Source organism: Xanthobacter sediminis, from assembly GCF_043195015.1.
GTDB lineage: Bacteria > Pseudomonadota > Alphaproteobacteria > Rhizobiales > Xanthobacteraceae > Xanthobacter.
Genome location: NZ_JBAFWH010000007.1, coordinates 82,804 through 109,632, shown reverse-complemented (window position 1 = coordinate 109,632; position 26,829 = coordinate 82,804). Strand labels below are relative to the sequence as shown.

At 70.5% G+C, this 26,829-nt stretch carries 22 protein-coding genes; 11 read left to right on the top strand and 11 right to left on the bottom strand.

Annotation, left to right across the window (positions count from 1 at the left end; all coding sequences use genetic code 11):
- Positions 1 to 16: 16 nt before the first annotated feature.
- The 3 genes from V5F61_RS11300 to V5F61_RS11290 all read left to right on the top strand — a co-directional run bounded on the left by V5F61_RS11300 (position 17) and on the right by V5F61_RS11290 (position 3,678).
- A complete protein-coding gene (locus tag V5F61_RS11300; RefSeq protein WP_393988091.1) occupies positions 17 to 418 on the top strand; it encodes a hypothetical protein in 402 nt (133 codons plus the stop codon).
- Positions 419 to 551: 133 nt separating this feature from the next.
- Entirely contained in the window at positions 552 to 1,754 is a 1,203-nt protein-coding gene (locus tag V5F61_RS11295; protein WP_393988092.1) for a GGDEF domain-containing protein, read from the top strand.
- A gap of 178 nt (positions 1,755 to 1,932) precedes the next feature.
- The gene (locus V5F61_RS11290) at positions 1,933 to 3,678 is read left to right on the top strand and encodes a formate--tetrahydrofolate ligase (RefSeq protein ID WP_393988093.1); all 1,746 of its coding nucleotides are present in this window, start codon (positions 1,933 to 1,935) and stop codon (positions 3,676 to 3,678) included.
- Between the two features lie 1,217 nt (positions 3,679 to 4,895).
- On the opposite strand, the gene ppx is transcribed toward V5F61_RS11290, so the two are convergent.
- The 6 genes from ppx to V5F61_RS11260 form a co-directional block, all read right to left on the bottom strand.
- Positions 4,896 to 6,380: an exopolyphosphatase gene (gene ppx, locus V5F61_RS11285; protein ID WP_393988094.1), complete on the bottom strand. Its 1,485-nt coding sequence runs from the start codon at positions 6,378 to 6,380 to the stop codon at positions 4,896 to 4,898.
- 40 nt (positions 6,381 to 6,420) lie between these two features.
- A complete protein-coding gene (locus V5F61_RS11280; protein WP_393988095.1) occupies positions 6,421 to 8,628 on the bottom strand; it encodes an RNA degradosome polyphosphate kinase in 2,208 nt (735 codons plus the stop codon).
- Positions 8,629 to 8,705: 77 nt separating this feature from the next.
- Positions 8,706 to 9,443 (bottom strand): P-loop NTPase family protein, encoded by a 738-nt coding sequence (locus tag V5F61_RS11275; protein WP_393988096.1) that lies wholly within the window; start codon positions 9,441 to 9,443, stop codon positions 8,706 to 8,708.
- Between the two features lie 4 nt (positions 9,444 to 9,447).
- Entirely contained in the window at positions 9,448 to 10,524 is a 1,077-nt protein-coding gene (locus V5F61_RS11270; protein ID WP_393988097.1) for an AI-2E family transporter, read from the bottom strand.
- 86 nt (positions 10,525 to 10,610) lie between these two features.
- A complete protein-coding gene (locus V5F61_RS11265) occupies positions 10,611 to 11,141 on the bottom strand; it encodes a CDP-alcohol phosphatidyltransferase family protein (protein ID WP_393988098.1) in 531 nt (176 codons plus the stop codon).
- Positions 11,142 to 11,246: 105 nt separating this feature from the next.
- On the bottom strand, positions 11,247 to 12,023 hold the full coding sequence (locus V5F61_RS11260; protein ID WP_393988099.1) for an SDR family NAD(P)-dependent oxidoreductase: 777 nt from the start codon (positions 12,021 to 12,023) through the stop codon (positions 11,247 to 11,249).
- Between the two features lie 334 nt (positions 12,024 to 12,357).
- Between V5F61_RS11260 and V5F61_RS11255 the strand changes: the two genes are divergently transcribed.
- Entirely contained in the window at positions 12,358 to 12,972 is a 615-nt protein-coding gene (locus V5F61_RS11255) for a protease inhibitor Inh/omp19 family protein (protein WP_393988100.1), read from the top strand.
- A 526-nt stretch (positions 12,973 to 13,498) separates the two neighbouring features.
- On the opposite strand, the gene V5F61_RS11250 is transcribed toward V5F61_RS11255, so the two are convergent.
- Positions 13,499 to 14,299 carry an enoyl-CoA hydratase/isomerase family protein gene (locus V5F61_RS11250; protein WP_393988101.1) on the bottom strand — a complete coding sequence of 267 codons (801 nt, stop codon included), beginning with the start codon at positions 14,297 to 14,299 and terminating at the stop codon, positions 13,499 to 13,501.
- Between the two features lie 235 nt (positions 14,300 to 14,534).
- On the opposite strand from V5F61_RS11250, the gene V5F61_RS11245 reads away from it, so the two are divergent.
- The 6 genes from V5F61_RS11245 (at position 14,535) to V5F61_RS11220 (ending at position 19,469) form a co-directional block, all read left to right on the top strand.
- Positions 14,535 to 14,864 carry a DUF2849 domain-containing protein gene (locus V5F61_RS11245; RefSeq protein ID WP_393988102.1) on the top strand — a complete coding sequence of 110 codons (330 nt, stop codon included), beginning with the start codon at positions 14,535 to 14,537 and terminating at the stop codon, positions 14,862 to 14,864.
- 16 nt (positions 14,865 to 14,880) lie between these two features.
- Positions 14,881 to 16,533 (top strand): nitrite/sulfite reductase, encoded by a 1,653-nt coding sequence (locus V5F61_RS11240; RefSeq protein WP_393988103.1) that lies wholly within the window; start codon positions 14,881 to 14,883, stop codon positions 16,531 to 16,533.
- Complete coding sequence (locus tag V5F61_RS11235; RefSeq protein ID WP_393988104.1) at positions 16,520 to 17,023, top strand: DUF934 domain-containing protein; 504 nt, start codon at positions 16,520 to 16,522, stop codon at positions 17,021 to 17,023. The genes V5F61_RS11240 and V5F61_RS11235 overlap by 14 nt, the downstream gene beginning before the upstream one ends.
- Positions 17,020 to 17,760 (top strand): phosphoadenylyl-sulfate reductase, encoded by a 741-nt coding sequence (locus tag V5F61_RS11230; protein WP_393988105.1) that lies wholly within the window; start codon positions 17,020 to 17,022, stop codon positions 17,758 to 17,760. Before V5F61_RS11235 ends, V5F61_RS11230 begins: the two co-directional genes overlap by 4 nt.
- Positions 17,761 to 18,201: 441 nt before the next feature.
- Complete coding sequence (gene cysW, locus V5F61_RS11225) at positions 18,202 to 19,149, top strand: sulfate ABC transporter permease subunit CysW (protein WP_393988106.1); 948 nt, start codon at positions 18,202 to 18,204, stop codon at positions 19,147 to 19,149.
- Between the two features lie 131 nt (positions 19,150 to 19,280).
- Positions 19,281 to 19,469 carry a hypothetical protein gene (locus V5F61_RS11220; RefSeq protein ID WP_393988107.1) on the top strand — a complete coding sequence of 63 codons (189 nt, stop codon included), beginning with the start codon at positions 19,281 to 19,283 and terminating at the stop codon, positions 19,467 to 19,469.
- Positions 19,470 to 19,691: 222 nt separating this feature from the next.
- On the opposite strand, the gene V5F61_RS11215 is transcribed toward V5F61_RS11220, so the two are convergent.
- The gene (locus V5F61_RS11215; RefSeq protein WP_393988108.1) at positions 19,692 to 20,669 is read right to left on the bottom strand and encodes a DMT family transporter; all 978 of its coding nucleotides are present in this window, start codon (positions 20,667 to 20,669) and stop codon (positions 19,692 to 19,694) included.
- Positions 20,670 to 21,094: 425 nt separating this feature from the next.
- The gene (gene moaA, locus V5F61_RS11210; RefSeq protein WP_394104040.1) at positions 21,095 to 22,147 is read right to left on the bottom strand and encodes a GTP 3',8-cyclase MoaA; all 1,053 of its coding nucleotides are present in this window, start codon (positions 22,145 to 22,147) and stop codon (positions 21,095 to 21,097) included.
- A gap of 185 nt (positions 22,148 to 22,332) precedes the next feature.
- Here moaA and V5F61_RS11205 point away from each other — a divergent pair, with 185 nt between their 5' ends.
- Positions 22,333 to 22,743 carry a gamma-butyrobetaine hydroxylase family protein gene (locus V5F61_RS11205; protein ID WP_393988109.1) on the top strand — a complete coding sequence of 137 codons (411 nt, stop codon included), beginning with the start codon at positions 22,333 to 22,335 and terminating at the stop codon, positions 22,741 to 22,743.
- A 105-nt stretch (positions 22,744 to 22,848) separates the two neighbouring features.
- On the opposite strand, the gene rnd is transcribed toward V5F61_RS11205, so the two are convergent.
- Together rnd and V5F61_RS11195 are read right to left on the bottom strand one after the other, a co-directional pair.
- Complete coding sequence (gene rnd / locus V5F61_RS11200; RefSeq protein WP_393988110.1) at positions 22,849 to 23,997, bottom strand: ribonuclease D; 1,149 nt, start codon at positions 23,995 to 23,997, stop codon at positions 22,849 to 22,851.
- A gap of 92 nt (positions 23,998 to 24,089) precedes the next feature.
- Positions 24,090 to 26,447, bottom strand: coding sequence for a putative bifunctional diguanylate cyclase/phosphodiesterase (locus V5F61_RS11195; protein WP_393988111.1), 2,358 nt, complete (start codon positions 26,445 to 26,447; stop codon positions 24,090 to 24,092).
- Between the last annotated feature and the right edge of the window lie 382 nt (positions 26,448 to 26,829).

The window sequence follows — 26,829 nt, the reverse complement described above, 5'->3', positions numbered from 1 at the left end:
CTTAAGGAAGGGCATCATGTCCAGCCCATCGACCGGAGCGCAGAAGGCCTCCATCCTCCGCCTGCGCGCCGGGCTGCTGCTGCTTGTCGGCTTCGTTCTCCTGTGCGGTGCGGGCGGCAATTTCGTGGCGCGGCAGTTCGGGCTCGGCTGGGGCTGGGCCATCCTGGTGGCGGTCGTCATCTGGGTGGGCGTGGGCATCGCCCTCGCGCGGCTGGATGCGCGAATCTATTTCGGGGTGGCGTTCGCGGTCACGGCCCTGCTCGCCTATCTCGTCTATGATTTCTGCGCCTCGGCGCTCGAATGGCCGGGCGCCGTCTCGGCGCTGCTGGCGCTGGCCGCCACCGCCCTCCTCGCCTTCACGTTCTACGATTTCCGCCGCCTGAAGGACGAGCTGCGGCTCTGGCTCTACAAGCGCTGACGGCGCTTGACTTCCACCCATCGGGGATGGAGCTTCGCGGGCAGCCGGGTGCAGATGGAGCCGGCTGGCGAGGGTAGCCAGGCCACGCCATGTACGAAGAATTTCGCGAGCTGCGAATTCGCTGGAGAACGCCATGGCTGCCGGGGGGCTCTATCTTTACACGGGGCCGATCGTCGCCTTCTTCTTCAGTGCATTGTATTTGGGGGTCTGGGTTCACCGCCGAGACCGCCTCTACGTTCTCATTCTGTCATTGTCGTTCCTCTGCTACGTGGTTGCAGCTCTGTCGCAGATGCTGACAATTCCGCGGGACGGCTGGCCGAATGTCCTGGCCTCCACGGTTACATACACGCTTTGCATCTGCCTGCTTGCGCAGGGCATCGCCATGCGCTTTGGCGCGACCGGGCGCGATTGGCTCACGCCCGCTCTGGCGATCGGGGTTGTGGTTCTCGTCTGCTATTTTTATTTCGTGGACCACAGCCTCGTCATGCGCATCTACGTGCAGAACTTCGGCTATGGCATCATCGTCGTGCGGGTGGCGCTGCGTGTGCGCGCCGCGCGCGGAAGCGGCATGCTTGACCGGGTGTTCTTCTGGGTCCTGCTGCTGTTCGGCCTTCATTTTTTCGTCCGCACCGCGCTGACTGCCCCCTTCGCGGGCGAGATCTCGCGCCTCGACCACCTCATCGCCGACGGCGTGGACCTGGACGAGGTTCGCAGAAGGTTTGCGACCTCCATGTTCTGGCAGGCGCTGAACTTCTCCGTCTTCATCGCCGGTCTGCTGATCGCCCTCATGCTGTTCGTGGCGGTGTCCCTGGACGTGGTCGAGGATTATCGGCGCGAGAGCTGCTCCGATACCCTGACCGGCCTCCTGAACCGGCGCGGCTTCCACAACGGCGCGATACCGCTGTGGAACGATCCCGGCATGCGCCCTCTCAGCATCGCCTATGGCGACCTCGACCATTTCAAGTCCATCAACGACAGCTTCGGCCATGCGGCCGGGGACAGCGTGCTCAGGCAGTTCGCGGACCTGCTCTCGGGCGAGCTGCGGCACTCGGACATGGCGGCGCGGTTCGGCGGCGAGGAGTTCGTGCTGCTGCTCCCGCGCGCCGAGGGGGCCAAGGCTCTCGCCATCGCGGAGCGGGTGGGCCGTGCCATGCGCGACGCCGTGTTCGAGGAACTGAGCGACGGACGGGCGGTGACGGTGAGCTTCGGCGTCGCCGAGGCGGGGCCCACCGAGACCCTGGCGGAGGTCATCCAGCGCGCCGACCGCATGCTCTACGCGGCCAAGCGCGCGGGGCGAGACCGCTGCCTGCTCGCGCCCGAGGTGCCCGGCCCCTGATGGCCTGGATCGGGGCTTCCGCCTGGAATTAGGCCTCGTGGCGGCCGTTTTCCCCTTTCCGCGCGCGGATTTTGCGCCGCAAGGCGGCTTCTCCGACGATTTCCGCCCGTCTGCCGCGTTGCGGGAGACGCAAAGGGTGCATTAGGGTCGGCGCGCAAGCCTGCCTGGGAATCTCCTGATGCACCAAAGAACCGCCCGTCCCGTCGATCCGGCCTCCGACGCCGCCATCGCGGCCAGCGTCACGCCGCTGCCCATCGAGGACGTGGCGGCGCGGCTCGCCATTCCGGCCGCCGCCATCTTCCGCCACGGCCCCCACAAGGCCAAGCTCTCGCTCGACTTCATCGCCGATCTCGACGCGCGGTTGGGCGAGGACGCGCCCGGCGCGGGGCAGGGGGCAGCGCCGGGGACGGGGCAGGGCCGGCTCATCCTCGTCACCGCCATCAGCCCCACCCCGGCGGGCGAGGGCAAGACCACCACCACCATCGGCCTCGGCGATGCCCTCTCGCGGCTCGGCGCCAAGACTGCGGTGTGCCTGCGCGAGCCCTCCCTCGGCCCGGTGTTCGGCGCCAAGGGCGGGGCCACCGGCGGCGGGCGCGCCCAGATCATCCCCATGCAGGACATCAACCTGCACTTCACCGGCGACATCCACGCCATCTCCGCCGCGCACAACCTGCTGTCGGCCCTCATCGACAACCACATCTACTGGGGCAACGGCCTCGACCTCGACGCCCGGCGCATCGCGTGGCGGCGGGTGATGGACCTCAACGACCGGGCCCTGCGCGCCATCACGGTGGGCCTCGGCGGCCCGGCCAACGGCTTCCCGCGCGAGGACGGGTTCGACATCACCGTCGCGAGCGAGGTGATGGCCATCTTCTGCCTCGCCGACAGCCTGGAGGACCTCGACGCCCGCCTCTCCCGCATGGTGGTGGGCCAGACCCGCGGCCGCCGCATGGTGAGCGCGGCCGAGTTCGGCAGCATCGGCGCCATGGTGGCGCTGCTGCGCGATGCCTTCCAGCCCAACCTCGTGCAGACCATGGAGGGCACGCCCGCTCTGGTGCACGGCGGGCCCTTCGCCAACATCGCCCACGGCTGCAACTCCGTGATGGCCACGAAGAGCGCCCTGGCGCTGGCCGACTATGTGGTGACCGAGGCCGGCTTCGGCGCCGATCTCGGGGCCGAGAAGTTCCTGGACATCAAGTGCCGGCAGGCGGGGCTCGCGCCCTCGGCGGCGGTGGTGGTGGCCACCATCCGCGCGCTGAAGATGCACGGCGGCGTGCCGGTGAAGGAACTGGCCCCGGAGAACGTCGCTGCGGTGGTGGCCGGCACCGCCAACCTCCGGCGCCACGTGGAGAACCTCGCCAAGTTCGGCCTGCCGGTTGCGGTAGCGCTCAACCGCTTCACCACCGATACGGCGGCCGAGGTGGAGGCGGTGCGCGGCGCGCTCGCGGACATGGGGGTCGAGGTCCACGTCTGCTCCCATTGGGCGGACGGCGGGCGCGGCGCCGAGGGCCTTGCCCGCGCGGTGATGGACCTCGCCGCGCGCGGCGCCGACTTCCGCTTCCTCTATCCGGACGAGATGCCGCTGAAGGACAAGATCGAGACCGTGGCGCGCGAGATCTACGCCGCCGGGCGGGTGGACTTCTCAGCCACCGCCCTGAGCCGGCTCCGGGAGTTCGAGGCGGCGGGCTTCGGCCGCCTGCCGGTGTGCATGGCGAAGACGCAGTATTCCTTCTCGGCGGACCCCAGCCTGCGCAACGCGCCGAGCGGCCACGCCCTGCCCATCCGCGATGTGCGGCTTTCCGCCGGCGCCGGCTTCGTGGTGGCGCTCGCGGGCGACATCATGACCATGCCCGGCCTGCCCTCGCACCCCGCGGCGGAGCACATCTTCGTCACGCCCGACGGCTTCATCGCCGGCCTGTCCTGAGGGGGCGCCGCCACCGGGCCGGGCACCAGCCGGCCCGGCGCTTCCGCCGGCTTCGGCCGGTCGGAAGGCCCGGCTGACGTGACGCGGGCCTTGTCGGGATGCCTTGCTTGGGCGACGTCTGCGTTCTCCGCCGTGGCGTCGGCCAACCGCCGCGCCCGGCCGAGCGCTGCTTTGACAGCGGGCGAGACGCTGTCGCCGTTGATCGCCGAAGCCCTTGCTCCCGTGATGCCTGAAGGAGGCGCCTGCGCCGCTTGGACGGCCGGCGAGCCGTGGCGGCTTTCGGCCAGCAGAGAGGCCCGCTGGCATGACATCCGGGGAAGAGGCATCGGCCGGATGCCCTGGGCGATGTCCGCGTTTTGCGCCATGGCGGGGGCCAACCGCCGTGCCCCCGCTGAGCATCGCTGCGGCAGTCGGCGAGCCGCCGAGCCGTTGACGGCGGACACGTGGGCCTCCGCGACGCCTGAGGCAGGCGTTTGCGCCGCTTGGGCGGGCGAGGCGCTGCGGCCTTCGGCCAGAGGAGAGGCCCGCTGGCATGACACCCGGGGAAGAGGCATCGGCCGGATGCCTTGGGCGATGTCCGCGTTTTGCGCCATGGCGGGGGCCAACCGCCGTGCCCCCGCTGAGCGTTGCTGCGGCAATCGGCGAAACGCCGTAGCCGTCGATGGCCGACACGCGGGCCTCCGCGACGCCTGAGGCAGGCGCTCTGCACCGCTTAAGCGGGCGAGGCGCTGCGGCTTTCGGCCAGCGGAGAGGCCCGCTGGCGTGACACCCGGAGGCGGATGCCTTGGGCGACGTCTGCGTTCTCCGCCGTGGCGTCTGTAGATCGCAGCGCGCGAGCTGAGCGCCGCTTGGATGGCCGCGAGGCTCTGCGGCCTTCAGCGAGCCGAAAGGCCGGCTCGCCTGAAACCCGATGCAGGCGCGCCGGCGGGATGCCTTGGGCGGTGTCCGTGTTTCCCGCTGTGGCGCGGGCGAACCGCTGGGCTCGGCTGAGCGTCACGTGGACGGTGGGCGAGACGTGGTGTGGCTCCGGGCGGATCTGCCCGGTGGACCGGGCAGGCGGTGGGAGCATCCGGCGGAACATGCCGGCCGGGTCCGGTCTCCCCCGGCGTGCCGGGGTGCCGGTTCGCCGGAGGCTTCAAGGCGGCGCATCGGCGCGATGAGCCAGGGTCCGCCATGACCGTGTCTCCCCGCCTCGCCCGGCGGGGCTGCGGGAGGCGCTAGTCCAGCACCTCGGTCTGCGGTTCGCGGCCGATGAGCTTGGCGAGCTGGCGCAGGCGGGCCTGCACGCGTTCGTTCACCAGCGATGAGAGGTCGCGTGGCACGCTCAGCACCAGCTGCTCGCCCCGCACCACCAGCGACGTGCGCGGCAGGGTGCCGGGCATGGCGGCGGAGAGCAGGTAGGCCACCCGCATGGCCCCGCCCAGGATGCGGGCGCGGTCGAGCTGGCCGGTGCTCACCAGCTCCAGGATGCGGGTTTCCGCATCGTCGGCGCCGATGCCCACATGGCGGAAGTACACCGAGAGCGCCAGATAGGCGCGCCCGGCGTGCTCAAGCCCGGCGAAGGCCGCGTGGGCGATCATGTTGAGGCTTTGCTCGCCGCGGTAATCGGGGTGGGCGCGCCAGCTGACATCGGAGAGCAGGCAGGCGGCCTGGCGCAGGCGGGTTTCGTCCGCGCTCTCCTCCAGCACCTGGGAGGAGGCGAAGAAGGCGTCGGTCCAGCCCACCAACTCCTCGCCGTGGCGCGGCGAGCGTGAGCGGAGCATGTTGAGCTCGGCTGCCGCCAGCAGCAGCGGGTCCTCGGCCCGCGCCTCGGGCGGGAGCAGGGAGTAGAGCAGGCCCTCGCGCACGCCGAGCGCGGAGATCACCACCTGCGAGGCCCGTCCCAGGCGCACCACGTTTTCCAGCACCAGCGCGCCATAGGCGAGCAGGGGCCGGCGGGCATCGGAGATGACGTCGATGTGGGCGAGCGTCTCGGCATCGGCGCGGTGCACGATGCGGGTGAAGTCCAGCGCCTCGCGGGCGGGGATGACGTAGCCGTGCATCACGTGCAGCGGATAGCCCTTCTGGAACATGTGCAGGCGCGCCAGCGCCCGCCACGTGCCGCCCACGGCATAGAAGGTGCGCCCGGCGAGATCGTTCAGCACGCCCGCGTCGGGCATGGTTTCCTTGATGATCTTCTCGGCCTTGCGCGGCGAGCGCGAGGAGCGGTCCTGCAGGGCGAGGCCACCCAGCGGCATGGTGATGCCGGTGCCGATTTGGCCGTCCTTGACGTTCACCAGCTCCAGCGAGCCGCCGCCGAGGTCGCCCACCACGCCGTCGGGCTCGTGCACGCCGGCCAGGATGCCGCAGGCCGCCAGCTCCGCCTCGCGCCTGCCGGTGAGCAGCTCGATGGTGGTGCCGCAGATGGCCTCACACTCGGCGATGAAGGCCGGGCCGTTCTCCGCGTCGCGGGCGGCAGCGGTGGCGAGGGCGTGGATGGCGCCCACGCCCATGGCATTGCACAGCGCCTTGAAGCGGCGCAGCGCCGAGAAGGCGCGCTGCACCGCGTCCTCGGCCAGCCGGCCGGTGGACAGCACTTCACGGCCGAGGCCGCACAGCGCCTTCTCGTTGAAGACCGGGGTGAGCGCACGGTTCATCCCCTCGTACACCACCAGGCGCACGGAGTTGGAACCGATGTCGATCACCGCGACGGGCGCCCCCACCGGCAACCGTCCCGGCGCCCGGTGGGGATCGTCGACCGCCTCAGCGGCGGACGAGAAGACTGCGCGGCGAAGAATCCTTGAGAGACTTTCCACGTCCTGACAAGCTCGGGTTGGTCATGAAATATTGATGGGCGTTGAAAGGTTCCTCGCCCGGCGCGGGGACTATGCGTTCCGAGGAGCCATCCGGCAACACCCGCCAGCTCTGCTGGTTGTCGATAAGGTTGGCGACCATGATCTGGTCCAGCACCTGCTCGTGCACCGTCGGGTTGGTGATGGGGCACAGGGTCTCGACCCGGCGGTCGAGGTTGCGAGGCATCAGGTCGGCCGAGGAGATGTAGACCAGCGCCTGCGGGCTCGGCAGGCCGTGGCCGGCGCCAAAGCAGTAGATGCGCGAATGCTCCAGGAAGCGGCCGACGATGGACTTCACCCGGATGTTCTCCGAGAGGCCGGGGATGCCCGGGCGCAGGCAGCAGATGCCGCGGATCACGCAGTCCACCTGCACGCCGGCACCGCTCGCCTCGTAGAGCGCGTCGATGATGACGGGGTCCACCAGCGAGTTGCACTTCAGCCAGATGGCCGCCGGCCGCCCGGCGCGGGCATGCTCGATCTCCTCGCGGATGTGCTGGAGCAGGCGCGGCTTGAGCGACACCGGGGAGACCGCCATGGCGTCGAGCTCGCCCGGCTCGGCGTAGCCGGTGATGAAGTTGAAAACCCGCGCCACGTCCTGCGCGATCACCGGGTCGGCGGTGAAGAACGACAGGTCGGTGTAGATGCGCGCGGTGATGGGGTGGTAGTTGCCGGTGCCCACATGCACGTAGGTGGCGAGCGTGCCGCCCTCGCGGCGCACCGCCATGGAGAGCTTGCCGTGGGTCTTCAGCTCGATGAAGCCGAACACCACCTGCACGCCGGCGCGCTCCAGGTCGCGCGCCCAGCGGATGTTGGCTTCCTCGTCGAAGCGGGCCTTCAGCTCCACCAGCGCGGTCACCGACTTGCCGGCCTCGGCGGCTTCCGCCAGCGCCTTCACGATGGGGCTGTCGGAGGAGGTTCTGTAGAGGGTCTGCTTGATGGCGACGACGTTGGGGTCTCTTGCGGCCTGGCGAAGGAACTGAACCACCACGTCAAAGGATTCATAAGGGTGGTGAACAAGAATGTCCTTTTCGCGAATGGCCAGAAAGCAGTCTCCGCCATTCTCGCGAATGCGTTCGGGAAATCGGGCATTGTAGGCCTGAAACTTCAGGTCCGGCCGATCCACCGAGACGAGCTGGGAAAACTCGTTCAGCGCCAGCACGCCGTTCACCACGAAGATCTCGTCATCGTGCACGCCCAGCTCGCGGGCCACGAAGTTGCGCAGCTCCTCCGGCATGGCGGCGTCGGCCTCCATGCGGATCACCTCGCCGTAGCGGCGCTGCTTGAGGGCGGTCTCGAACAGGCGCACCAGGTCTTCCGCCTCTTCCTCGATCTCGAGGTCGCTGTCGCGGACGACGCGGAACACGCCCTGGCCCTTCACCTTGTAGCCGGGGAACAGGCTGTCGATGAACAGGCCGATCATCTGCTCCAGGGTCATGAAGCGGGCGCCGGGGGTGGCGATGCTGTCGGGCAGGCGGATGAAGCGCTCCACCTTGGCCGGCACGCGGATGAGGGCGTTCATGCCCCGCCCGTCGGACTCGCGCACCAATTGCAGTGCCAGCGAGAAGCCGAGGTTGGGGATGAAGGGGAAGGGGTGCGCCGGATCGATGGCGAGGGGGGTGAGCACCGGGAACACGTGGTTCAGGAAGTGCCGCTCCAGGGCCGCGCGGTCGCCGGCGGAGGCATCGGCGCCGTCCACCAGGGTGACGCCGGCCTCCGCGAGGTCGCCGCGCAGCTCGCGCCAGCGCACCTGCTGGTCGGCGATGAGCTGGGCCGCGCTCGCCATGATCTTGGTGAGCTGCTCGGAGGGGGTCAGGCCATCGGGGCTGCGCGTCTGCACGCCCTCGCGGATCTGCTCCTTCAGGCCGGCGACGCGGACCATGAAGAATTCATCGAGATTGTTGGCCGAGATGGAGAGGAAGCGCAGCTGCTCCAGCAGTGGGTGGCTGCGGTTGGAAGCCTCCTCCAGCACCCGGCGGTTGAAGTGCAGCCAGGAGATCTCGCGATTGATGAAGCGGTGCGGCGACTGCGCCAGGGCGAGCGCCTCCTCGACGGTCGCGTTCTGGGCGTTCTCCGGGAGGATCTCGTCTTCCTGCAAGGCGGCGGCTTCCTGTGCGCTCATCATCGGCTCCCTGATGTCCGGGCGGACCATGGCCGGGTTAGGTGACTACTCTATGACGGAGCGGCGCGGGCCGCATGTCACGGTGCCGGCGCGCCGGGTTCGTCCTCGCCGTCGTCCTCCGGGGTGGCAAGGTCGGGACGCGTTTTCAGCACCTGGGCGGCGAGGGCGCGCGTGACCGGCCGGTGGGCGGCGAGCGCCGCGCGGTCGATCTCCTCCACCACCTTCTGCGCCCCCGCCACCGAGCGCGGGATGCGCAGCAGGAGGTAGCTGACGGTTGCTTCGTCCACCGCCACCTGGCGGTCCGCGAACAGCTTCAGCAGCAGCGCGGCGAGCAGGTCGTCGTTTGCCGGCGCGATCTCGAACACCGGGACGGCCCGCAGCCGCGAGGCGAGGTCGGCGGTGGCGATCGCGAGCTTCGCCGGCGGGGTGCGGCTGGTCATCAGCAGGTAGGCGCCCTGCTCGCGGGCGAGGTTGAGCAGGTGGAACAGGGCGGCCTCCTCCACCGGGCCGGTATCGAGGTCCTCCAGCACCAGGGCGCCGGTGGCGAGGGCGGCCGGCACCCCGTCGCGGTCGAGCGCGCGGGCGGCAATGACCCCGGCCCCGGCGCGGGCGGCGAAGATGGCGGCGAGATGGCTCTTGCCCGCCCCCTCCGGCCCCACGAGGCAGGCCACCTTCGAGGGCCAGTCCGGGAAGGCGTCGATGAGGGCGAGGGCGGCGGCGTTGCCGGGGGCGGCGAGGAAATCCTCGCGCCGCAGCGCCGGCTGCGCGGGCCATTCGAGCGGAAGCTGGCGCGGGGCGAGGTCGCGGGCCGCCATGGGCTCAGCGCCCCTCCGGCGCGGTGGGGCCGCGGTAGAGGGAGGATGCGTGGTATTGAACGATGGCGAAGCGCGCCAGCACCCCCGCCACCGCCGTCAGCGGCACCGCCAGCAGCAGGCCGACGAAGCCGAACAGGTAGCCGAACGCCAGCAGCGCGAACATGAGCCATACCGGGTGCACGCCGATGCTGTCGCCCACCAGCTTGGGATAGAGCACGTAGCCCTCGATGGTCTGGCCGGTGACGAAGATGGCGAACACGATGCCGATCATGCCCCAGTCCGGGAAGAACTGGACGATGGCGACGCCGATGGCAAGCACGAGGCCGGTGAGGGAGCCGACATAGGGGATGAAGGACACCGCTCCGGAAACGATGCCGATGAGCAGGCCGAAATTGAGCCCCGTCATGGACAGGGCGACCGCGTAATAGAGGCCGAGGGAAAGGCACACCAGCGCCTGCCCGCGCACAAAGCCGGCCACCGCGCCGTCCATGTCGCGGGCAAGGCGGTGCACCGCCTGCCGGTGGTGCACCGGCACCAGGCCGTCCACGAACTCCACCATGCTGTCCCAGTCGCACAGCATGTAGAACATCACCACCGGGGTCACGACCATGAGCGCGAACATGGAGATGACCGCCTGCCCGCCGGCCCACACCGAGGACAGGAGCCCGAGCAGGTAGGTGACGCCCTGGGTCATCAGCTCGGAGATGGAGCGCTGCATGTCGGGCAGCCGGTCGCCGACGATGTGGCTCAGCCACTCGCGGTTTTCTTCCGTCAGCAGCCCCTGCAGCCGGGCCACGTAGGCCGGCAGGCGCTGGATGAACTCGAACAGCTGCGAGGCGAGGATGGGCAGCGCGAGCAGGAAGAACAGCACCACCACCAGCAGCATCACCACCACCACCGCCAGCGAGGCGATGGTGCGCCCGACGCCGAGCCGGTGAAGGCGAATCACGATGGGGTTGAGGAAATAGGCGAGCACGATGCCCGCGACGAACGGCAGCAGGATGCCGCTGAGCAGCCACATCGAGGCCACCACCGCCGCCAGCGCGCCGAACCAGAACCACAGGCGAATCCGAACCGGCATGGGCTCTCCCTGCCCGTCGTGGTCCGTCAGGGCGGCAGCAGCGTGCATGGGCGCGGTGCCTTCGCCCCGCCCGCCGGGCTCCCCGTTCAACTGGCCATGTGGCGCATCCATTCCGCGAGATAGGCAGCGGCCGAAAGCCCCGTCAAGAGCCCCACGGCCACCAGCCCGACGGAGAAGGCCTGCGGCACCGCCACCTCGAAGCCGGAACTCGCGAGCACGAAGGTGGCGAAGGAAATCTGCGCCGCCGTGTTCAGCTTGGAGACCAGCAGCGGGCGGATCGCCACCGGCTTGGCCATCACCAGCGAGAGCACCACCGCCCCCACGATCATCACGTCGCGCGAGACGACGGCGATGGCCACCCAGCGCGGAATGAGCCCCACCACCGCCAGCGCCACATAGATGGACACCAGCAGCGCCTTGTCGGCCACCGGGTCGAGATAGGCGCCGAGCTCGGTCTGCATGTTGAAGCGCTTGGCGATGAAGCCGTCGAGCGCGTCGGAGAGGCCGGCGGCCAGGAACAGCCAGAAGGCAAGCTGCATCTCGCCCACGCCGATGGCCCATACGATGGTGGGCACCAGCAGGATGCGGAACAATGTAATGAGGTTGGGCACGCTCACGCCGCCGTCTCCCCCGCTCTGTCGTGCGCCGCGCCGCCCGGTGGGCCGCGGGCCTCCTCTCTGTCGCGGCAGGCACCCTTCGGCGCCGCCGCCCGCGCCGGCCGTTCAGGCCGGGTTGCGCTTCACCGCCAGCGGCCCGAACGCCTGCTGCGAGGCCATGGCCTGGATGCGGGTGATGTTCACATGCCGGGGCAGGGTGCAGGCGAAGAACACCTGCTCGGCGATGTCCTCGCCGGTCATGGGCTGGGCCCCGGCGTAGACGGTGTCGGCGCGGTCCTTGTCGCCGTGGAAGCGCACCACGGAGAATTCGGTCTCGGTAAGGCCGGGCTCGATGTTGGTGACGCGCACGCCGGTGCCGGCGACGTCCGCCCACAGGTTGAGCGCGAACTGCTTCACGAAGGCCTTGGTGGCGCCGTAGACGTTGCCGCCCGGATAGGGGTAGTCGCCGGCCACGGAGCCGGTGAGCACCACGTGGCCCTCGCCCCGCGCCACCATGGCGGGCAGGGTGGAACGCACGGTGTAAAGCAGGCCGGAGACGTTGGTATCCACCATGTCGTCCCAGTCCTCGATCTTCGCCGCCTGGGCCGGCTCCAGGCCGAGGGCGAGGCCGGCGTTGGCGAACACGATATTGTAGGCGCGGAAGGGTTCCGGCAGGCCGTCCACGAAGTTCCGCGTCGCATGCAGGTCGCGGGTGTCGAGCACGGCGGTGTGGACGAGGTTCCCGTACTGCGCCTTCAGCGCGTCCAGGCGCTCGGCCCGGCGGCCGACCGCGATGACGCGGGCGCCGGCCTCGGCGAAGCGCCGCGCCGTGGCGGCCCCGATGCCCGAGGTGGCGCCGGTGACCAGCAGGGTGAGGGTGCGGGGGTCGAGGTGCTGGGACATGTCATCCTCCTGCGGACGGGGGAGCGGGGCCGAGGCCGGTGCTGGATAACGCGGCAGAAACCAAGCGTCCATCCGCCGGCGCATTGTGGTGGAAGCTTAGCCGAGCAGCCATGCTGCTGCCATGTTCTGCGGAAAGGTTGCACCCTTCACCCCCGTGCGGGCGCGCGCCGAGCGCCGGAACGGGCTGGGATCGGAACGTCGAACGGGCTCGCGATGGTGGCCGCCGGGAGGTGGCCGCAGGCGGGTAGCCGGGGATGCGGGGCGCGTCCGGAGTGTGTTGATGCGGGATTTTTGGCGCAAGGCGGAGTGGCGCGGGCAAGCCCGGCGCGGGGTCATGTCCGGGAAGGGCGCAGTGCTGGCCGTCGGTGGCCTCGCGGTGGTCCTCGCAGGCTGCAGCACGGAGCTGGACGGCTTCGGCGGCAAGCCCTCGGCCGTCGCCGCCAACCGGGTGGAAGCACCCCAGCCGCTCGCCGCGCCCACCGGTGCGGTGGAGACCTCGCAGGTTCCCGCCCCCGCCGCGGCCCAGGCAGCCGCCGCGACCGAGGCGGCGCCGGTGCGGACCGCTTCCGCCGCCGATGCCATCGCCCCCCGCACGACCGCCAACAACGTGCCCCTCGCCCCGCCGCCCGCCAATCCCGGCGGCGCCGCCTATGCCCCCACCGCCGCCAAGGAGCAGCTCTCCGGCGCGTGGAGCTTCTCGTGGGACAACGGGCACAGCACCTGTCCCGTCACCCTGTCCACCACCCGCGGCCTCAGCGGCATGTCGGCGCAGGCGGACGTCTCTTGCCCCAGCGAGATCTTCATGACCAAGGGCTGGGACATGATGGGCCCGGACATCGTTCTGGAGAACCACCAGGGCAAGGTGACCGCACGCCTGGTGCCGGCCGGCCCCAACCGCTACGTGGGCGTGATGACCGACACCAGCCAGCAGGTCGCGCTCGCCCGCTGAGCGCGCGCCCGGGCGCCTTGGGTGTGCCAGGGCGAAACGGGGCCTGGACGCGGGCCTTTCCCAGGACATCCGTATCTTCTTGATTGTCCCCGAGGCCTGCGCGCTCGGGCGCGGTGCGCCGCATGCGGAATCGCGCGTGGGGGACGGGGCGGGCGCGCATCGGCGGGCGGGGTCTGCTCCCGGCGGCCCGACCATGACGACTGGCGCGGCGCCGGGATGAGGTGATTTCGGAACGTTGATCTCGTGCCGATCCGGCCGCAACGGCGACAGGATGCCGCCGGGCCGTGGCCCGGCGCGGGCGCCCCGGCGGAGCCCAGGGTGGCTGCGGCCGCTCAGCCGAAGATGACGGCGGCGACGATCACCGCATAGGCGGCCGTGAAGAAGAGGCTGTCGCGAAGAAGCTGGCGCTGGGCGAGGGTCATGTTCACAGATCCATATTTTCCATGAACATGATAAAATCATGTGAATTTGTCAATAAACAAATTCCATGCGTTAAATTGAGTGCCCTGCCTCGGCTGGGAGGGCCTCAGCACCCGGTGAAGGCCGGCGGCCGCTTGCCCGCGAAGGCGGCCACGCCCTCCGCGAAATCTGCCGTTCCGGCGCTGGCGATGAAGGCTTCCCGCTCGGCGTGGAGCTGCTCGGCCAAAGTGTGGGAGAAGGAGGCGCGCAGCAGGTGCTTCACCCGGCCGTAGGCGGCGGTGGGCCCGGCCGCGAGGCGCCGCGCCAGGGCGTCGGTCTCGGCGGCGAGGTCGGCGGCGGGCACCACCTTGTTCACCAGCCCCAGGCGCAGGGCCTCGGCGGCGTCTACCGCATCGCAGAGCAGGGTCATCTCCATGGCCTTGCGCAGGCCCACCACGCGCGGCAGCGAGAAGGTGCCCGAGCCGTCCGGCGTGGCGCCGATGCGGGTATAGGCCATGGTGAAGCGGGCATCGTCGGCGGCCACCACCAGGTCCGCCGCCAGGGCCACGGAAAGGCCGGCCCCCGCCACCGCGCCGTGGACGCTCGCGATCACCGGCGCCGGCAGGCCGGCGAGGGTCAGCATGGCCTGGTGGAAGGGGTCGATGATGGCGGCCACCACCTGCGGCGCCGCCGCCCCCGCCGCGTGGAACCGCCCCACGTCGCCGCCGGCGAGGAAGGCCCGCCCCTCGCCCGAGAGCACCACCGCGCGCACGGTGTCGTCGTCCGCCACCCGGTCCACCGCCGCCTTCCAGGCCAGGATGGTGGCCTCGTCGAGGGCGTTGAGCACCTCCGGCCGGTTGAAGCGGATGCGGGCGATGCCCTCGGAGATGTCGAGCAGGATGGGCGAGGAAGTCGTGGCGTCGGTCATGGAGCCTCCCGGCGGTTTCGTTGGTCTCGTTCATGGGCGGGCGCTGGCGCCGGCCACGGCCGAGCCTGCACCGGCGCCTCCCGCGCCGCAAGGCGGGGGAAGTCGCATTTCACGCGGCATATGTGTGTGATTTTATTTATTGCACATACATATTCGATAATTTAGCCTGTAACCACGATATGATGACGTGGTAATTCCACAGAATTTGTCAACTTCAAAACCGGGAGCCGGCGCGATGACCTCGCCGCTGCAACGCAAGCTGAAGATCACCGGCCCCACCGCCGTCACCGCGAACCGCCTCGCGGATGGCGTGGTGGTGTGGCTCACGCCCGCCGGCACCTGGAGCCTCTCCATCGCCGAGGCGGCGGTGGCCGCCACGGGCGAGGAGGTGCTGCGCCTGCTGGACATCGCCCATGGTGACGAGAACACGGCGGTCGGGGCCTATGCGGCCTCGGTCGTCCTCACCAGGGAGGGGCGCGCCGCCCCCGCCAACCTGCGCGAGCGCATCCGCGTGCTCGGCCCCACCGTGGGCGCCCCGCCCGCGGCCGCCGCCGACGCGGCCTGAAGAGAGTTCGCACCCCATGTACGTCTATGACGAGTTCGACCGGGCCTTCCTCCAGGAGCGTGTCGCCGAGTTCCGGGACCAGGTGGGCCGCCGCCTGTCGGGTGAATTGAACGAGGAGGAGTTCAAACCGCTCCGCCTCATGAATGGCGTGTACCTGCAGCTCCACGCCTACATGCTGCGCGTGTGCATTCCCTATGGCACGCTGAGCGCCGACCAGCTCCGCCGGCTCGCCCGCGTGGCGCGGCGCTATGATCGCGGCTACGGCCATTTCACCACGCGCCAGAACATCCAGTACAACTGGATCAAGCTTTCCGAGCTGCCCGATGCCATGGCCGAGCTGGCCGAGGTGGGCATCCACGGCATCCAGACCTCCGGCAACTGCATCCGCAACACCACCACCGACGCCTTTGCCGGCGCCGCGCGCGACGAGATCGAGGACCCGCGCCTCTATGCGGAGATCATCCGCCAGTGGTCGACGCTGCACCCCGAGTTCACCTACCTGCCGCGCAAGTTCAAGATCGCCATCACCGCCGCGAAGCACGACCGCGCCGCCACCCGCGTGCACGACGTGGGCCTGCGCCTCCACCAGCGCGACGGCAAGACCGGGTTCGAGGTGATGGTGGGCGGCGGGCTCGGCCGCACGCCCTATATCGGCAAGACCATCCGCGACTTCCTGCCGAAGGAGGATCTGCTCTCCTACCTGGAGGCGATCCTGCGCACCTACAATCTCGGCGGGCGGCGCGACAACATCTACAAGGCGCGCATCAAGATCCAGGTGCACGAGCTGGGCGCAGAGGCCTTCGCGCAGAAGGTGGAGGCCGAATGGCGCGAGATCCGCGACGGCGCCCTGAAGCTCGATGACGCGGCCATCGCCGACATCGCCGGCCGGTTCGCCGTTCCCGATTTCGAGGCCCTGGCCGACGGCCCGGCGGAGCTTTCCGCGGCATTGGCCGATCCCGCCTTCGCCCGCTGGCATGCCAATTCCGTGGCACCCCACAAGGTGCCCGGCCACGCCATCATCACCCTCTCGCTGAAGCCCGTGGGCGGCCCGCCCGGCGACTGCACGGCCGACCAGATGGACGCCATCGCCGATCTCGCCGAGCGCTATGCCCATGGCGAGATCCGCGTCGCCCACGAGCAGAACCTCGTGTTCCCCCACGTGCGGCAGAAGGACCTGCCGGCCCTGTGGAAGGCGCTCGACGCCATCGGGGTCGCCACCCCGAACGTGGGCCTGGTGACCGACATCATCTCCTGCCCGGGCCTCGACTACTGCTCGCTCGCCAACACGCGCTCCATCCCCATCGCCCAGAAGCTGACGGAGCGGTTCGCCGACGACGCGCGCATCGCCGACATCGGCCGGCTGCACGTCAACATCTCCGGCTGCATCAACGCCTGCGGGCACCACCACATCGGCCACATCGGCATCCTCGGGGTGGAGAAGAAGGATGAGGAGTTCTTCCAGATCACCCTGGGCGGCAAGGGCAATTCCAAGGCGCGCCTCGGCGAGCTGATCGGCCCCGCCATTCCCGAGAGCGAGATCGTGGACGCGGTGGAGCGGCTGGTGGAGACCTACTTGGCGCTGCGCGCCTCGCCCGCCGAGACCTTCATCGCCGCGGTGGAGCGCCTCGGCATCGACCCCTTCAAGGAGCGCGCCTATGCCCCTCGTTAAGTCCGGCGCGACCATCGCCGATCCCTTTACCCCGGTGGCCGACGGCGAGGTGCTGCCCGACGGGCCGGTGATCGTCTCGGCCGCGCGCCTCGCGGCGGAGAAGGAGAGCCTCCTCGCCCGCAACGGCGAGATCGGGGTCGCCTGGCCCAATGACCGCGACGTGGGCGAGCTTCAGCCGCTGCTGTCGCGCCTGTCGCTGATCTCCCTGTCGCTGCCCAAGTTCCGCGACGGGCGCGCCTACAGCCAGGCGCGGCTGCTGCGCGAGCGCTACGGCTTCAAGGGCGAGCTGCGCGCCACCGGCAATGTGCTGCGCGACCAGCTCCTGATGCTGGCCCGCTCCGGCTTCGACGCCCTGGTGGTGGAAAAGGAGGCCGACGCCGCCGCGGCCGCCCAGGCGCTCGCCAGCTATTCCCTGTTCTACCAGCCCACGGGCGATGGCCGGCGCACCGTGGCCGAGGCGCGCCGCGCGCCGCAGGAGCGACCCGCATGAACGCCATCGCCGGAAGCGCCGGGGACCGCCCGGCCTTCCCCTCCCAGCCTCTGCCCCTCGACGTGTTCGCCCTCGACGCCGCATTGCGCCGGAGCGAGCCGGAGAAGATCATCGAGATCGCGCTGGCGCTGTTTCCGGGGCGGATCGCGGCGGTGTCGTCCTTCGGCACCGAATCGGTGGTGCTGCTGCACATGATCGCGCAGGTGAGCAAGGCGGCGCCCATCGTCTTCCTCGACACCGGGCATCTCTTCCCCGAGACCCTGGCCTATCGCGACCAGCTCGTGGAGCTGCTGGGGCTCACCCAGGTGCTCACATTCTCGCCCGACCCGCAGGCCCTGGCCGATCGGGACAAGGACGCTGGCCTGTGGGCCGAGGACCCGGACGCCTGCTGCGCCGTGCGCAAGGTGGAGCCGCTCGCCCGCGCGCTCGCCCCCTACGCGGCCTGGATCAACGGCCGCAAGCGCTACCAGGCGCAGACCCGCTCCACCATTCCGGTAGTGGAGGGCGACGGCGCGCGGGTGAAGTTCAACCCCCTCGCGACCCTGGGCCGCGAGGACCTCCTCGCCTACATGGAGCGCCAGGGGCTGCCCCACCACCCGCTGGAGAAGCATGGCTTCCTTTCCATCGGCTGCATGCCCTGCACCTCGCGCGTGAAGCCCGGCGAGGACCCGCGCGCCGGGCGCTGGCGCGGCCGCGCCAAGACCGAGTGCGGCATCCATCTGGGCGAGGGGATCTAGGGGCTTCCCGCGCGCGTCGGTGCGCGGAGATCGATCTTGATTATTGAGGCCACGCGTTTTTCACGCGGGCCGGTATCCGTTTCGCTTGAAAATTCTCTGCGGAACAGCCGGCAAGGGCGTGCCGCGCTCTTGCCTCCGGAGCTGCGATAAAACAAAGACTTGGAGCATGTTCGGCGAGCGGCTCTTGCCGAGGATGCCTGCGAGGCGGGATCGTCCTATGATGGCGGCATGGGCGCCTCGCCCCTCCGCCGCCCTCGTGCCGCCGGTCGTCCCTTCGGGGCGGGCCCGCGCGGCGCATGAACATGACGCCGCGCCGCACGGCCGCGCGTGCTGAACCGCGGCAAGACCGTCCGGCCGTCCGGGCGTCGTGCCGCCCGCCGGAACCCGCCTGCGCCGGAGCGCCTCGCGCTCTCGACGCCCAGGTTGCAGAGGACCCCGCCCATGAGCATGCTTGCCCAGGATGCGCCGCCCCGAGATGCGCTGCGCGAGGTGCCCCAGGCGCACGGCGTGAGCGAGGGGCCGCCCACGGGGCTTTCAGAGGGGCGTGCGCTTGCCCGCCACGGCCACCGCCCGGTGAATACCGAGCCGGCGGCCGTGCGCATCGGCCTCACGGTGCTGGCGCTGGCATTCCTCGGCCTGTTCATCGGCCTGCCGCTGCTGGCGGTGTTCGTGGAGGCGTTCAAGCGCGGCGTTCCCGCCTATTTCGCCGCCCTCGTCGATCCCGATGCCCTGGCGGCCATCCGCCTCACGCTGGTGGTGGCGGCCATCTCGGTGGTGGCGAACCTGCTGTTCGGCCTCGCGGCCTCCTGGGCCATCGCCAAGTTCGAGTTCCCCGGCAAGAGCCTGCTGATTTCGCTGATCGACCTGCCGTTCTCGGTCTCGCCGGTGGTGGTGGGCCTCATGTTCGTGCTGCTGTTCGGCTCCCAGGGCCTGTTCGCGGCGTGGCTGGAGGCCCGGGACGTGAAGATCATCTTCGCCCTGCCGGGCATCGTGCTCGCCACCGTGTTCGTCACCTTCCCGTTCGTGGCGCGCGAGCTGATCCCGCTGATGCAGGAGCAGGGCACGTCCGAGGAGGAGGCGGCGGTCTCGCTCGGCGCGTCGGGGCTTTCCACCTTCTTCCGCGTCACCCTGCCCAACGTGAAGTGGGCGCTGCTCTACGGCGTGCTGCTCTGCAACGCGCGCGCCATGGGCGAGTTCGGCGCGGTCTCGGTGGTGTCGGGGCACATTCGCGGCCTCACCAACACCATGCCGCTGCACATCGAGATTCTCTATAACGAGTACCAGTTCGTGGCCTCGTTCGCGGTGGCCTCGCTGCTGGCGCTGCTGGCGCTGGTGACGCTGGTGGCCAAGACCGTGCTGGAGCATCGGCTGGCCGAGGCGGACCGCTGACGCGGCGCCCCGCGCCGGTGCTATAAGGGGCGGGTGCCATGGAATGACGCCGCGGGGGCCTTCCCGCCCGCCCGCGGCGGATGCGGCCGGGGCCCGGCACAGGGGCCGCCGCAGGATCGAGGAGAACCGTCGTGCCGCCGCTGCTCGTTGTCGCCCTGGGCGCCTTCGGCGCCGCCGCCCTGGTGAAGGTGATCGCCAACGAGGCGCGCCGCGTCAACGCCCGCATGGATCGCCAGCGGGCGGCTGAGGACGGCGCGCTCAAGACCATCCCGCTGGAGCGCGACCCGGTGACCGGTGAATACCGCCCCCGCACGCACTGAGGCGGCCGGTGCCGGCCGCTTCGAGAGCGGGCCGCCGGGGTCATGTCCCTGGAAGGAGCTCATGCCATCGGCTCCGGCCTTGGGGCCGGTCCGGGCGGGTGCAACGCGGGCCTTCGGCATCAAAGCGGCTTCGGGCGCGGCGGCTCCGGTCGCGCGGAGGAACCGCGCGCTCGCACCGCCCCTGAGAACGCCTGCCGGGAGCCGGTGCGAACGGAAAATGCCTCAGTCTTTCGCCGGGGCGCAGGCCACCGCGGCGCCGATGGCGGCATTGCCGCAGCCCGCCGCCGCGCGGCGCGCCTTCACGCTGCGCCGGTGCTCGCAGGTGAGTGCATAGAGCCCGGCTCCCACCACCAGCACCATGCCGGCCGTGGTCCAGAGGTCCGGCAGATCGCCGAACACCAGGTAGCCCGAGACCAGCGCGCCGAACACCATGAGGTAGCGCAGGGGCGAGACCGAGGCCACCGGCGCGTGGCGGAAGGCGAACACCAGCAGCACCGTGCCCGCCGCGAAGGCGGTGGACGCGATGCACACCACGCCCAGCACCTTGAGGGAGGGCATGTGCCAGGGCTCCCACAGCGCGAACAGGGCGGCGCTCGAAACCAGGACGATGCCCGAGGAGAAGCCCACCACCGGGCCGGGGATGTCCATGCCGATGCCGCGGGTCATCACGTCGCGCGCCGAGCCGCAGAAGGCGGCGAGCGCCGGCAGCAGGGCGAACGCAGAGAAGGTGGCGGGGTCCGGCCGGGTCACGATGATCGCGCCGCAGAAGCCGATGACGATGGCGCACCAGCTGCGCCAGCTCACCTTCTCCCCCAGCATGGGCACCGCCAGCGCCGTCGTCATCAGCGGCGCCACCATGTAGATGGTGGTGGAGGAGGCGATGGGCATCACCGCCAGCGCCGCCACGTAGAGGAAGGTGGTGAGCGAATCGAGCGACGAGCGCGCCAGCACGCGCGGGCGGAAGGCCATGGGCAGGGCCGGTAGGTCTCCGCCCCGCGCCACCAGCGCCAGGATCATCAGCACCGAGAGCAGGGTGCGCAGGAAAATCGTCTCGCCCAGCGGCAGCTCGCGCACCGCCACCTTCAGGCAGGTGTCGTTGGTGATGAACATGGCCATGGCCAGCGCCATGGCGATGACGCCCTTCAGCGCCATTCCCGGCGCGCCGCCGGCCGGCTGGTTGCCACCCGTCCCGTTCGTCATGTCTCGCCCTTCGAACGCGCTTCCCCGGATCCGCGCCGGAGCGCCGGTGCGCGGCGTCTCCCCTGCACGCGGCATCCCCCTTCCGGCAGGCACGTGCGAGGCCGGGAAGCGCTGTCCGCGCCCTCCCGCTCCCGCCGGGCCAACGGCGCCGGAGGATGTTCCCGCGCCGCGCCGCCGGAAGCCGGCGGCGGAAAGCGGATCATGCTGCGTACTTAGCGTATTCGCCCGCGCGCCGACCTTGCGGAATTCCGGCCGCTCGCTCGGCGGCCCTGCGCGGCGCGCATGGCCGCGCCCCAGTCGCGCCGCAATGGTGAAGCGGGCGTTAGGGCATGTTCGCCAGACACCGGTTGGCCGAACAGGCTCCAGGTTTTTTGTCTGTCGCAATTCCGGAGGCAAAACCGCTGCGCGCTTTTGCTGAAATCGCCCTAGCCGCCGGTGGCGCTCATGTGCCGGCTCACCGCCGGGCCGTGGGTGCGGTCGATGACGAAGTCGTGGCCCTTGGGCTTGCGGAAGATGGCGGCGTCGATGGCGGCGTGGAGGGCCTCGTCGGTGGGGGAGGCGCGCAGGGGCGCCCTCAGGTCGGCGGCATCCTCCTGGCCGAGGCACATGTAGAGGGTGCCGGTGCAGGTCACCCGCACCCGGTTGCACCCCTCGCAGAAATTGTGGGTGAGCGGGGTGATGAAGCCGAGCCGCCCGCCGGTCTCCTTGACCTCCACGTAGCGCGCCGGGCCGCCGGTGCGGTAGGCGATGTCCGAGAGGGTGAAGCGCTGCTCCAGCCGCGCGCGCACGGCATCCAGCGGCAGGTATTGGTCCACGCGCTGCTCGCCCACCTCGCCGAGCGGCATCACCTCGATGAGGGAGAGGTCGTGCCCCTCGCCGTGGGCCCATTCCACGAGGCTCGGGATCTCCTCCTCGTTCACGCCCTTGAGCGCCACGGTGTTGATCTTCACCCGGATGCCCGCGGCCTTGGCGGCGGCGATGCCCTCCATCACGCGGGCGAGGTCGCCCCAGCGTGTCACGGCGCGGAAGCGGGCGGCATCGCGCGTGTCCAGGGAGACGTTGATGCGCCGCACGCCGCAGGCGGCGAGGTCGGCTGCGTAGCGGGCGAGCAGGGAGCCGTTGGTAGTGAGCGTCAGCTCGTCGAGGCGGCCGGTCTCCAGGTGGCGGGAGAGGCTGGAAACCAGGGTCATCACGTCGCGCCGCACCAGCGGCTCGCCGCCGGTGAGGCGCAGCCGGCGCACCCCGCGCATGACGAAGGCGCCGCACAGCCGGTCCAGCTCCTCCAGGCTCAGCAGCTCCGGCTTCGGCAGGAAGGTCATGTGCTCGGACATGCAATAGACGCAGCGGAAGTCGCAGCGATCCGTCACCGAGACCCGCAGATAGGTCACCGCGCGGCCGAAGGTATCCACCAGCGGCCCGGCATCGCGGCCGGCGGCGACGCTCGGCCGGTCGATCAGGTCCCTCAGCACGGCAGTCACCGCCTCGCTCTCCTCGTCATCCGCCCCGCGCCACCCCATCCGCCGGCTTGCCGCCGATCTCGAGGAGCCCGCCCTGCCTGCGGCAGCGCGCGGACTTCGGCGCCACTTCCTTATATCGTATGCCACAGCGACATGAACAGGGAGCCGGCGCACGAAGCCGTGCTTCAAGACAAGGACCGCCCGCCATGACCGGGAACATCTCCCAGCAGGAGACCCCCCAGCCCCCCGCGCCCGAGCCGGTGCCCGCCGCCTGGCCCACCGAGATCCGCCTGGCGCAGGACAAGGACGCGCTCGACATCGCCTTTGACGACGGCGCGCATTTCCGCGTTCCCGCCGAGCTGCTGCGGGTGGAGAGCCCCTCCGCCGAGGTGCAGGGCCATGCCCCCCACGAGAAGGTGACGGTGGCGGGCAAGCGCGCGGTGCGCATCTCCGGCGTGGAGGCGGTGGGCAATTACGCCCTGCGCCTCACCTTCGACGACGGCCATTCCACCGGCATCTATCCCTGGGCGCTGCTCTACCGCTACGGGCGGGACCAGGAGGCGCTGCTGGCCGCCTACGCGGAGGCACTGGCGGCACGCGGCCTCTCGCGCGGCTGAGGCGGGACGTGCCATCCCGCGGGGAGCGATATGCTGGCGGCCGAGGGTGCCCGGGGGATTCGCGGCCGCGTGTGGGGCGGCCTCCTGTCGCAGGAGGCGCGGCCGTCAGCGTTCCACGGCGACCACGCGGCCCTTCTCCACCGCCAGGGCGACGCGGCCGGCCTTGAGGGCGAGGGCGCGCTCGCCGAACAGCTCGCGTCGCCAGCCCTTCATGGCCGGCACGTCGGCATCGTCGTCCACGGCGATGCGCTCCAGGTCGTCGGTGGTGGCGATCACCTTGGCGGCGACCGCGTTCTGCTCGGCGGTCATGCGCAGCAGCACCTTCAGCAGCTCCACGGTGGCGTTGGCCCCGTTGGGCAGCGGCTTGTCGCGCTCGATGCGCGGGAGCGCGCGCGGGTCGCGGGCGAGGCCGCGCTTCACCGCCTCCAGCACCGCCTCGCCGTAGCGCGAGCGCTCGAAGCCCTTGGGCAGGGAGCGCAGCTCGGAGAGCTTTTCGGGGGTCTGCGGCTGCTGCACGGCGATCTCGCCGATCACCTCGTCCTTGATGACGCGGCCGCGCGGCAGGTCGCGGCTCTGGGCCTCGCGCTCGCGCCAGGCGGCCACCTCCACCAGCACCCCCAGTTCGCGCGGCTTGCGCACGCGGGACTTCAGACGTTCCCACGCCGTGTCGGGGTTCTGGTCGTAGGTGGCGGGGGAGGTGAGCACGTGCATTTCCTCGCCCACCCACTCGGCGCGGCCGCGGGTGTCGAGGTCGGCCGTGAGCCGCATGTAGATGTCCCGCAGGTGGGTCACGTCGGTGACCGCATAGGCCACCTGCGCCGGGCTGAGGGGACGGCGCGACCAGTCGGTGAAGCGGGAGGACTTGTCGATGGCGTGTCCGCACACCCGCTGCACGAGCTGGTCGTAGGAGATGCTGTCTCCGTAGCCCAGCACCATGGCCGCCACCTGGGTGTCGAACACCGGATGGGGGATGAGGCGGGCCTGATGCCAGATGATCTCGATGTCCTGCCGGCCGGCGTGGAACACCTTCATGATCCGCGTGTCGGCCATGAGCTGGTAGACGGGCGCGAGGTCCAGCCCCTCGGCCAGGGCGTCCACCACGATGGCCTCCTCCGGGGAGGCCAGCTGCACGACGCACAGCTTGGGCCAGAACGTGGTCTCGCGGAGGAATTCCGTGTCCACGGTGACGAAGGGATGGCGGGCGAGGCGCTCACAAGCCGATACGAGAGCGTCCGTCGTGGTGATGAGATCCATAAGGCGACCATATCCGCGTCGGAGCGCGGGCGGAAGGGATTGTGGCGTGATTTTGTCCGGCGGCGGGATGATGGTGAGGGTCCGCCGCCCCCTCAGCCGGCGGAGGCGCGGGCGAGACGTGTCGCCTCCTCCTCGGACATGGGCGGGCCCAGCAGGAAGCCCTGGAAATGGGTGCAACCCTCCTGCTTCAGGAAGTCGAGCTGTTCCTGACACTCGATGCCCTCGGCCGTGCTCTTGAGCTCCAGCGCCTCGGCGAGGCTCAGGATCGCCTTCACGATGGCCCGCGTGTGGGGGTCGTCCACCACGCGGCGGATAAAGCTCTGGTCGATCTTCAGGCGGCTGATGTTCAGCACCTGCAGGTAGCGCAGGGAGGAATAGCCGGTGCCGAAGTCGTCGAGGGCGAGGATGATGCCGTCCGCGCGGAACCGGTCCAGCAGGGCGCGCACGGAAGCGTCCGCCTTCAGCAGCAGCGATTCGGTGATTTCCAGCTCCAGCCGGGCGGGCGGCAGGCCGCTGCGCTCCAGCGCGTCCTGGACCTGCTGCTCCGTGCGCCCGCCCCGGAACTGGGCGGGGGAGACGTTGACGGAGATGAAAAGGTGCTCCGGCCAGCCGGCGGCGGTGCGGCAGGACTGGTCGAGGATCCAGCTGCCCACCTTCAGGATGAGGCCCGATTCCTCCACCACCGGGATGAAGCGCTCGGGCGGCACCTCCCCGCGCACGGGGTGGCGCCAGCGCAGCAGCGCCTCGAACCCGGCGAGCCGCCCGCTCGCGGCCTCGAAGATGGGCTGGTAGGCCATGCGGAACTGGCTCTTCTCCCAGGCCTCGTGCAGGTCGAGCTCGATGTCGCGCCGGGCGCGGGCGGTGTCGCCCATGTTGGCCTCGAACAGGCGCGCGGTGCCGCGGCCGTCGTTCTTGGCTCCGTAGAGGGCGAGGTCCGCGCACTTGAGCAGGGTGGCGACGTCGGTTCCGTCGCGCGGGAACATGGCGATGCCCACGCTGGCGCCGGTCAGCACCTGGTGGTGCTCCAGCATGAAGGGCGCCTTCAGGGCCTCGATCACGGCGAGGGCGGCGGCCTCCGCCTGCTGGTCGTCCGCGGCCTCGCCGCAGATGACGGCGAATTCGTCGCCGCCCAGGCGCGCCACGAAGTCGTGCTCCGCCACCGCGTCCAGCAGCCGCTCGGCGACGGCCTGGAGCAAAGCGTCGCCGATATCGTGGCCCAGGGTGTCATTGACGCTCTTGAAGTAGTCGAGGTCGATGAAGAGAAGGGCGATCTGGCGATCGCCGGCGCGGGCGAGGCGGGCGGCCAGCCGTTCAGCGAAGAACAGGCGGTTGGGCAGGCCGGTGAGGGCGTCGTAGCGCGCCCGGCGGCGCTCCATTTCCGAGAAGGCCTGCTCGCGGTCGAGCTGGCGGATGACGAAATAGATGACGAGGCCGATGAGGCCGCACACCAGCACGGCCGCCAGGATGACGGGCAGCATCTGCCGCCAGGCCTGCTCCTCCAGCCAGTCCACGCTGTCGCTGATGACCACGGCGAGGGGGAAGTTCGCGAGCTTCTCCACCGCCACCACCCGCTCGCGCGCGTCGAGGATGCCGGCGGGGATCACGTCGTCGCCGCCGGCGCGCGCGAACAGGGCGCGGGCGACCCCGGCCCGCACCGCCGCGTCGCGGGGGAACTGGGCGGCGCTGCCGGGCACGCGCGCGAGCAGGGCGCCGTCGTCGCGCAGCAGGGCGATGAGGCCGGAGGGGGCAAGGTCTATGTTGGCGAAGTGCTCCTCGAACGAGGCTTGCGCCATGGCCCCGAGGATGATGCCGAGGAACGTGCCGTCGGGCGCGGTGACGCGCCGCGCCAGGAACAAGGTGACGGCCCCCGTCAGAGTGTTCCGCACCGCCTCGCCGATGAAGGTGGAGGGCCCCTTCATGCTGCTCAGCACGATGAAGTAGTCGCGGTTGGCGAGATCGATGTCAGGGGTCGGCCAGCGGCGGGTGGTGTTCACGAGCCGGCCGTCGCTGCCGACGATTGAGAGGGCTTCCACATGAGGCAGGCCGGACATCTTTTCACGCATCAGCCCGTTTATCGAACGCTGCCCCATCGCGGCGGTGAACTCCTGCGGGGTGGAGATGCCCGTGTCGGCGATCCGCTCGGCCAGGCTGCGCTGCACGAGGTCGAGGCTCTGCAGCGCCCGGTCCATCTGCTCCGCGAGCGAGATGGCGAGGTTGCGGACCTCGCGCCGGTGCTCGGCGTAGCTCTGCCGGTAGAGCGAGGTGACGAGCGCCGCCGTGCCCAGGCAGATGATCGCGCAGACGGCGATGCCGAGGCTGACCAGCAGCGCCCGTGGCCGCAGCAGGCGCCGTGGGGGCGCAAGGGCCTCGTCTTCGTGGGGGGCATCGGCGGCGGCCTCCAGGCGGGAGGCGGGCGAAGCGGTATCGGTAGGGGAAGGGCCTGAACGCACTCGGTATCCCGTGTCTTGGTGGTGGCCCGCTGCCTCCGGTCTGGCGCGCGCCTCACGCCCGGATGGTCATACCACGCCGGTGGCAGCGGAAACAGGACCGTGGCCCGAACAGGCCCCCGACAAAATTTGACACGCATAACAGTCATGATCCCCGCGGGGCGGGATCGCCGTCCTCCGGCGTCTTTCTCGGGGCTCTCCCGGCGTCGAACCCTTGACACGGCGCGGGGCGCATGCACCTTCGCCCCCGCTTCAGACGCGGACAGCCCGCGCCGATGCGCGCGCATCGGCCGGCACGGGCTGTGCCCGCGTGGTGCTGCGCGCGCCCGATCGGCTGCGCGCGGGGCCCCGCGGGAGGAGCCCCAGGCTTCCCGCGCCCCACCTG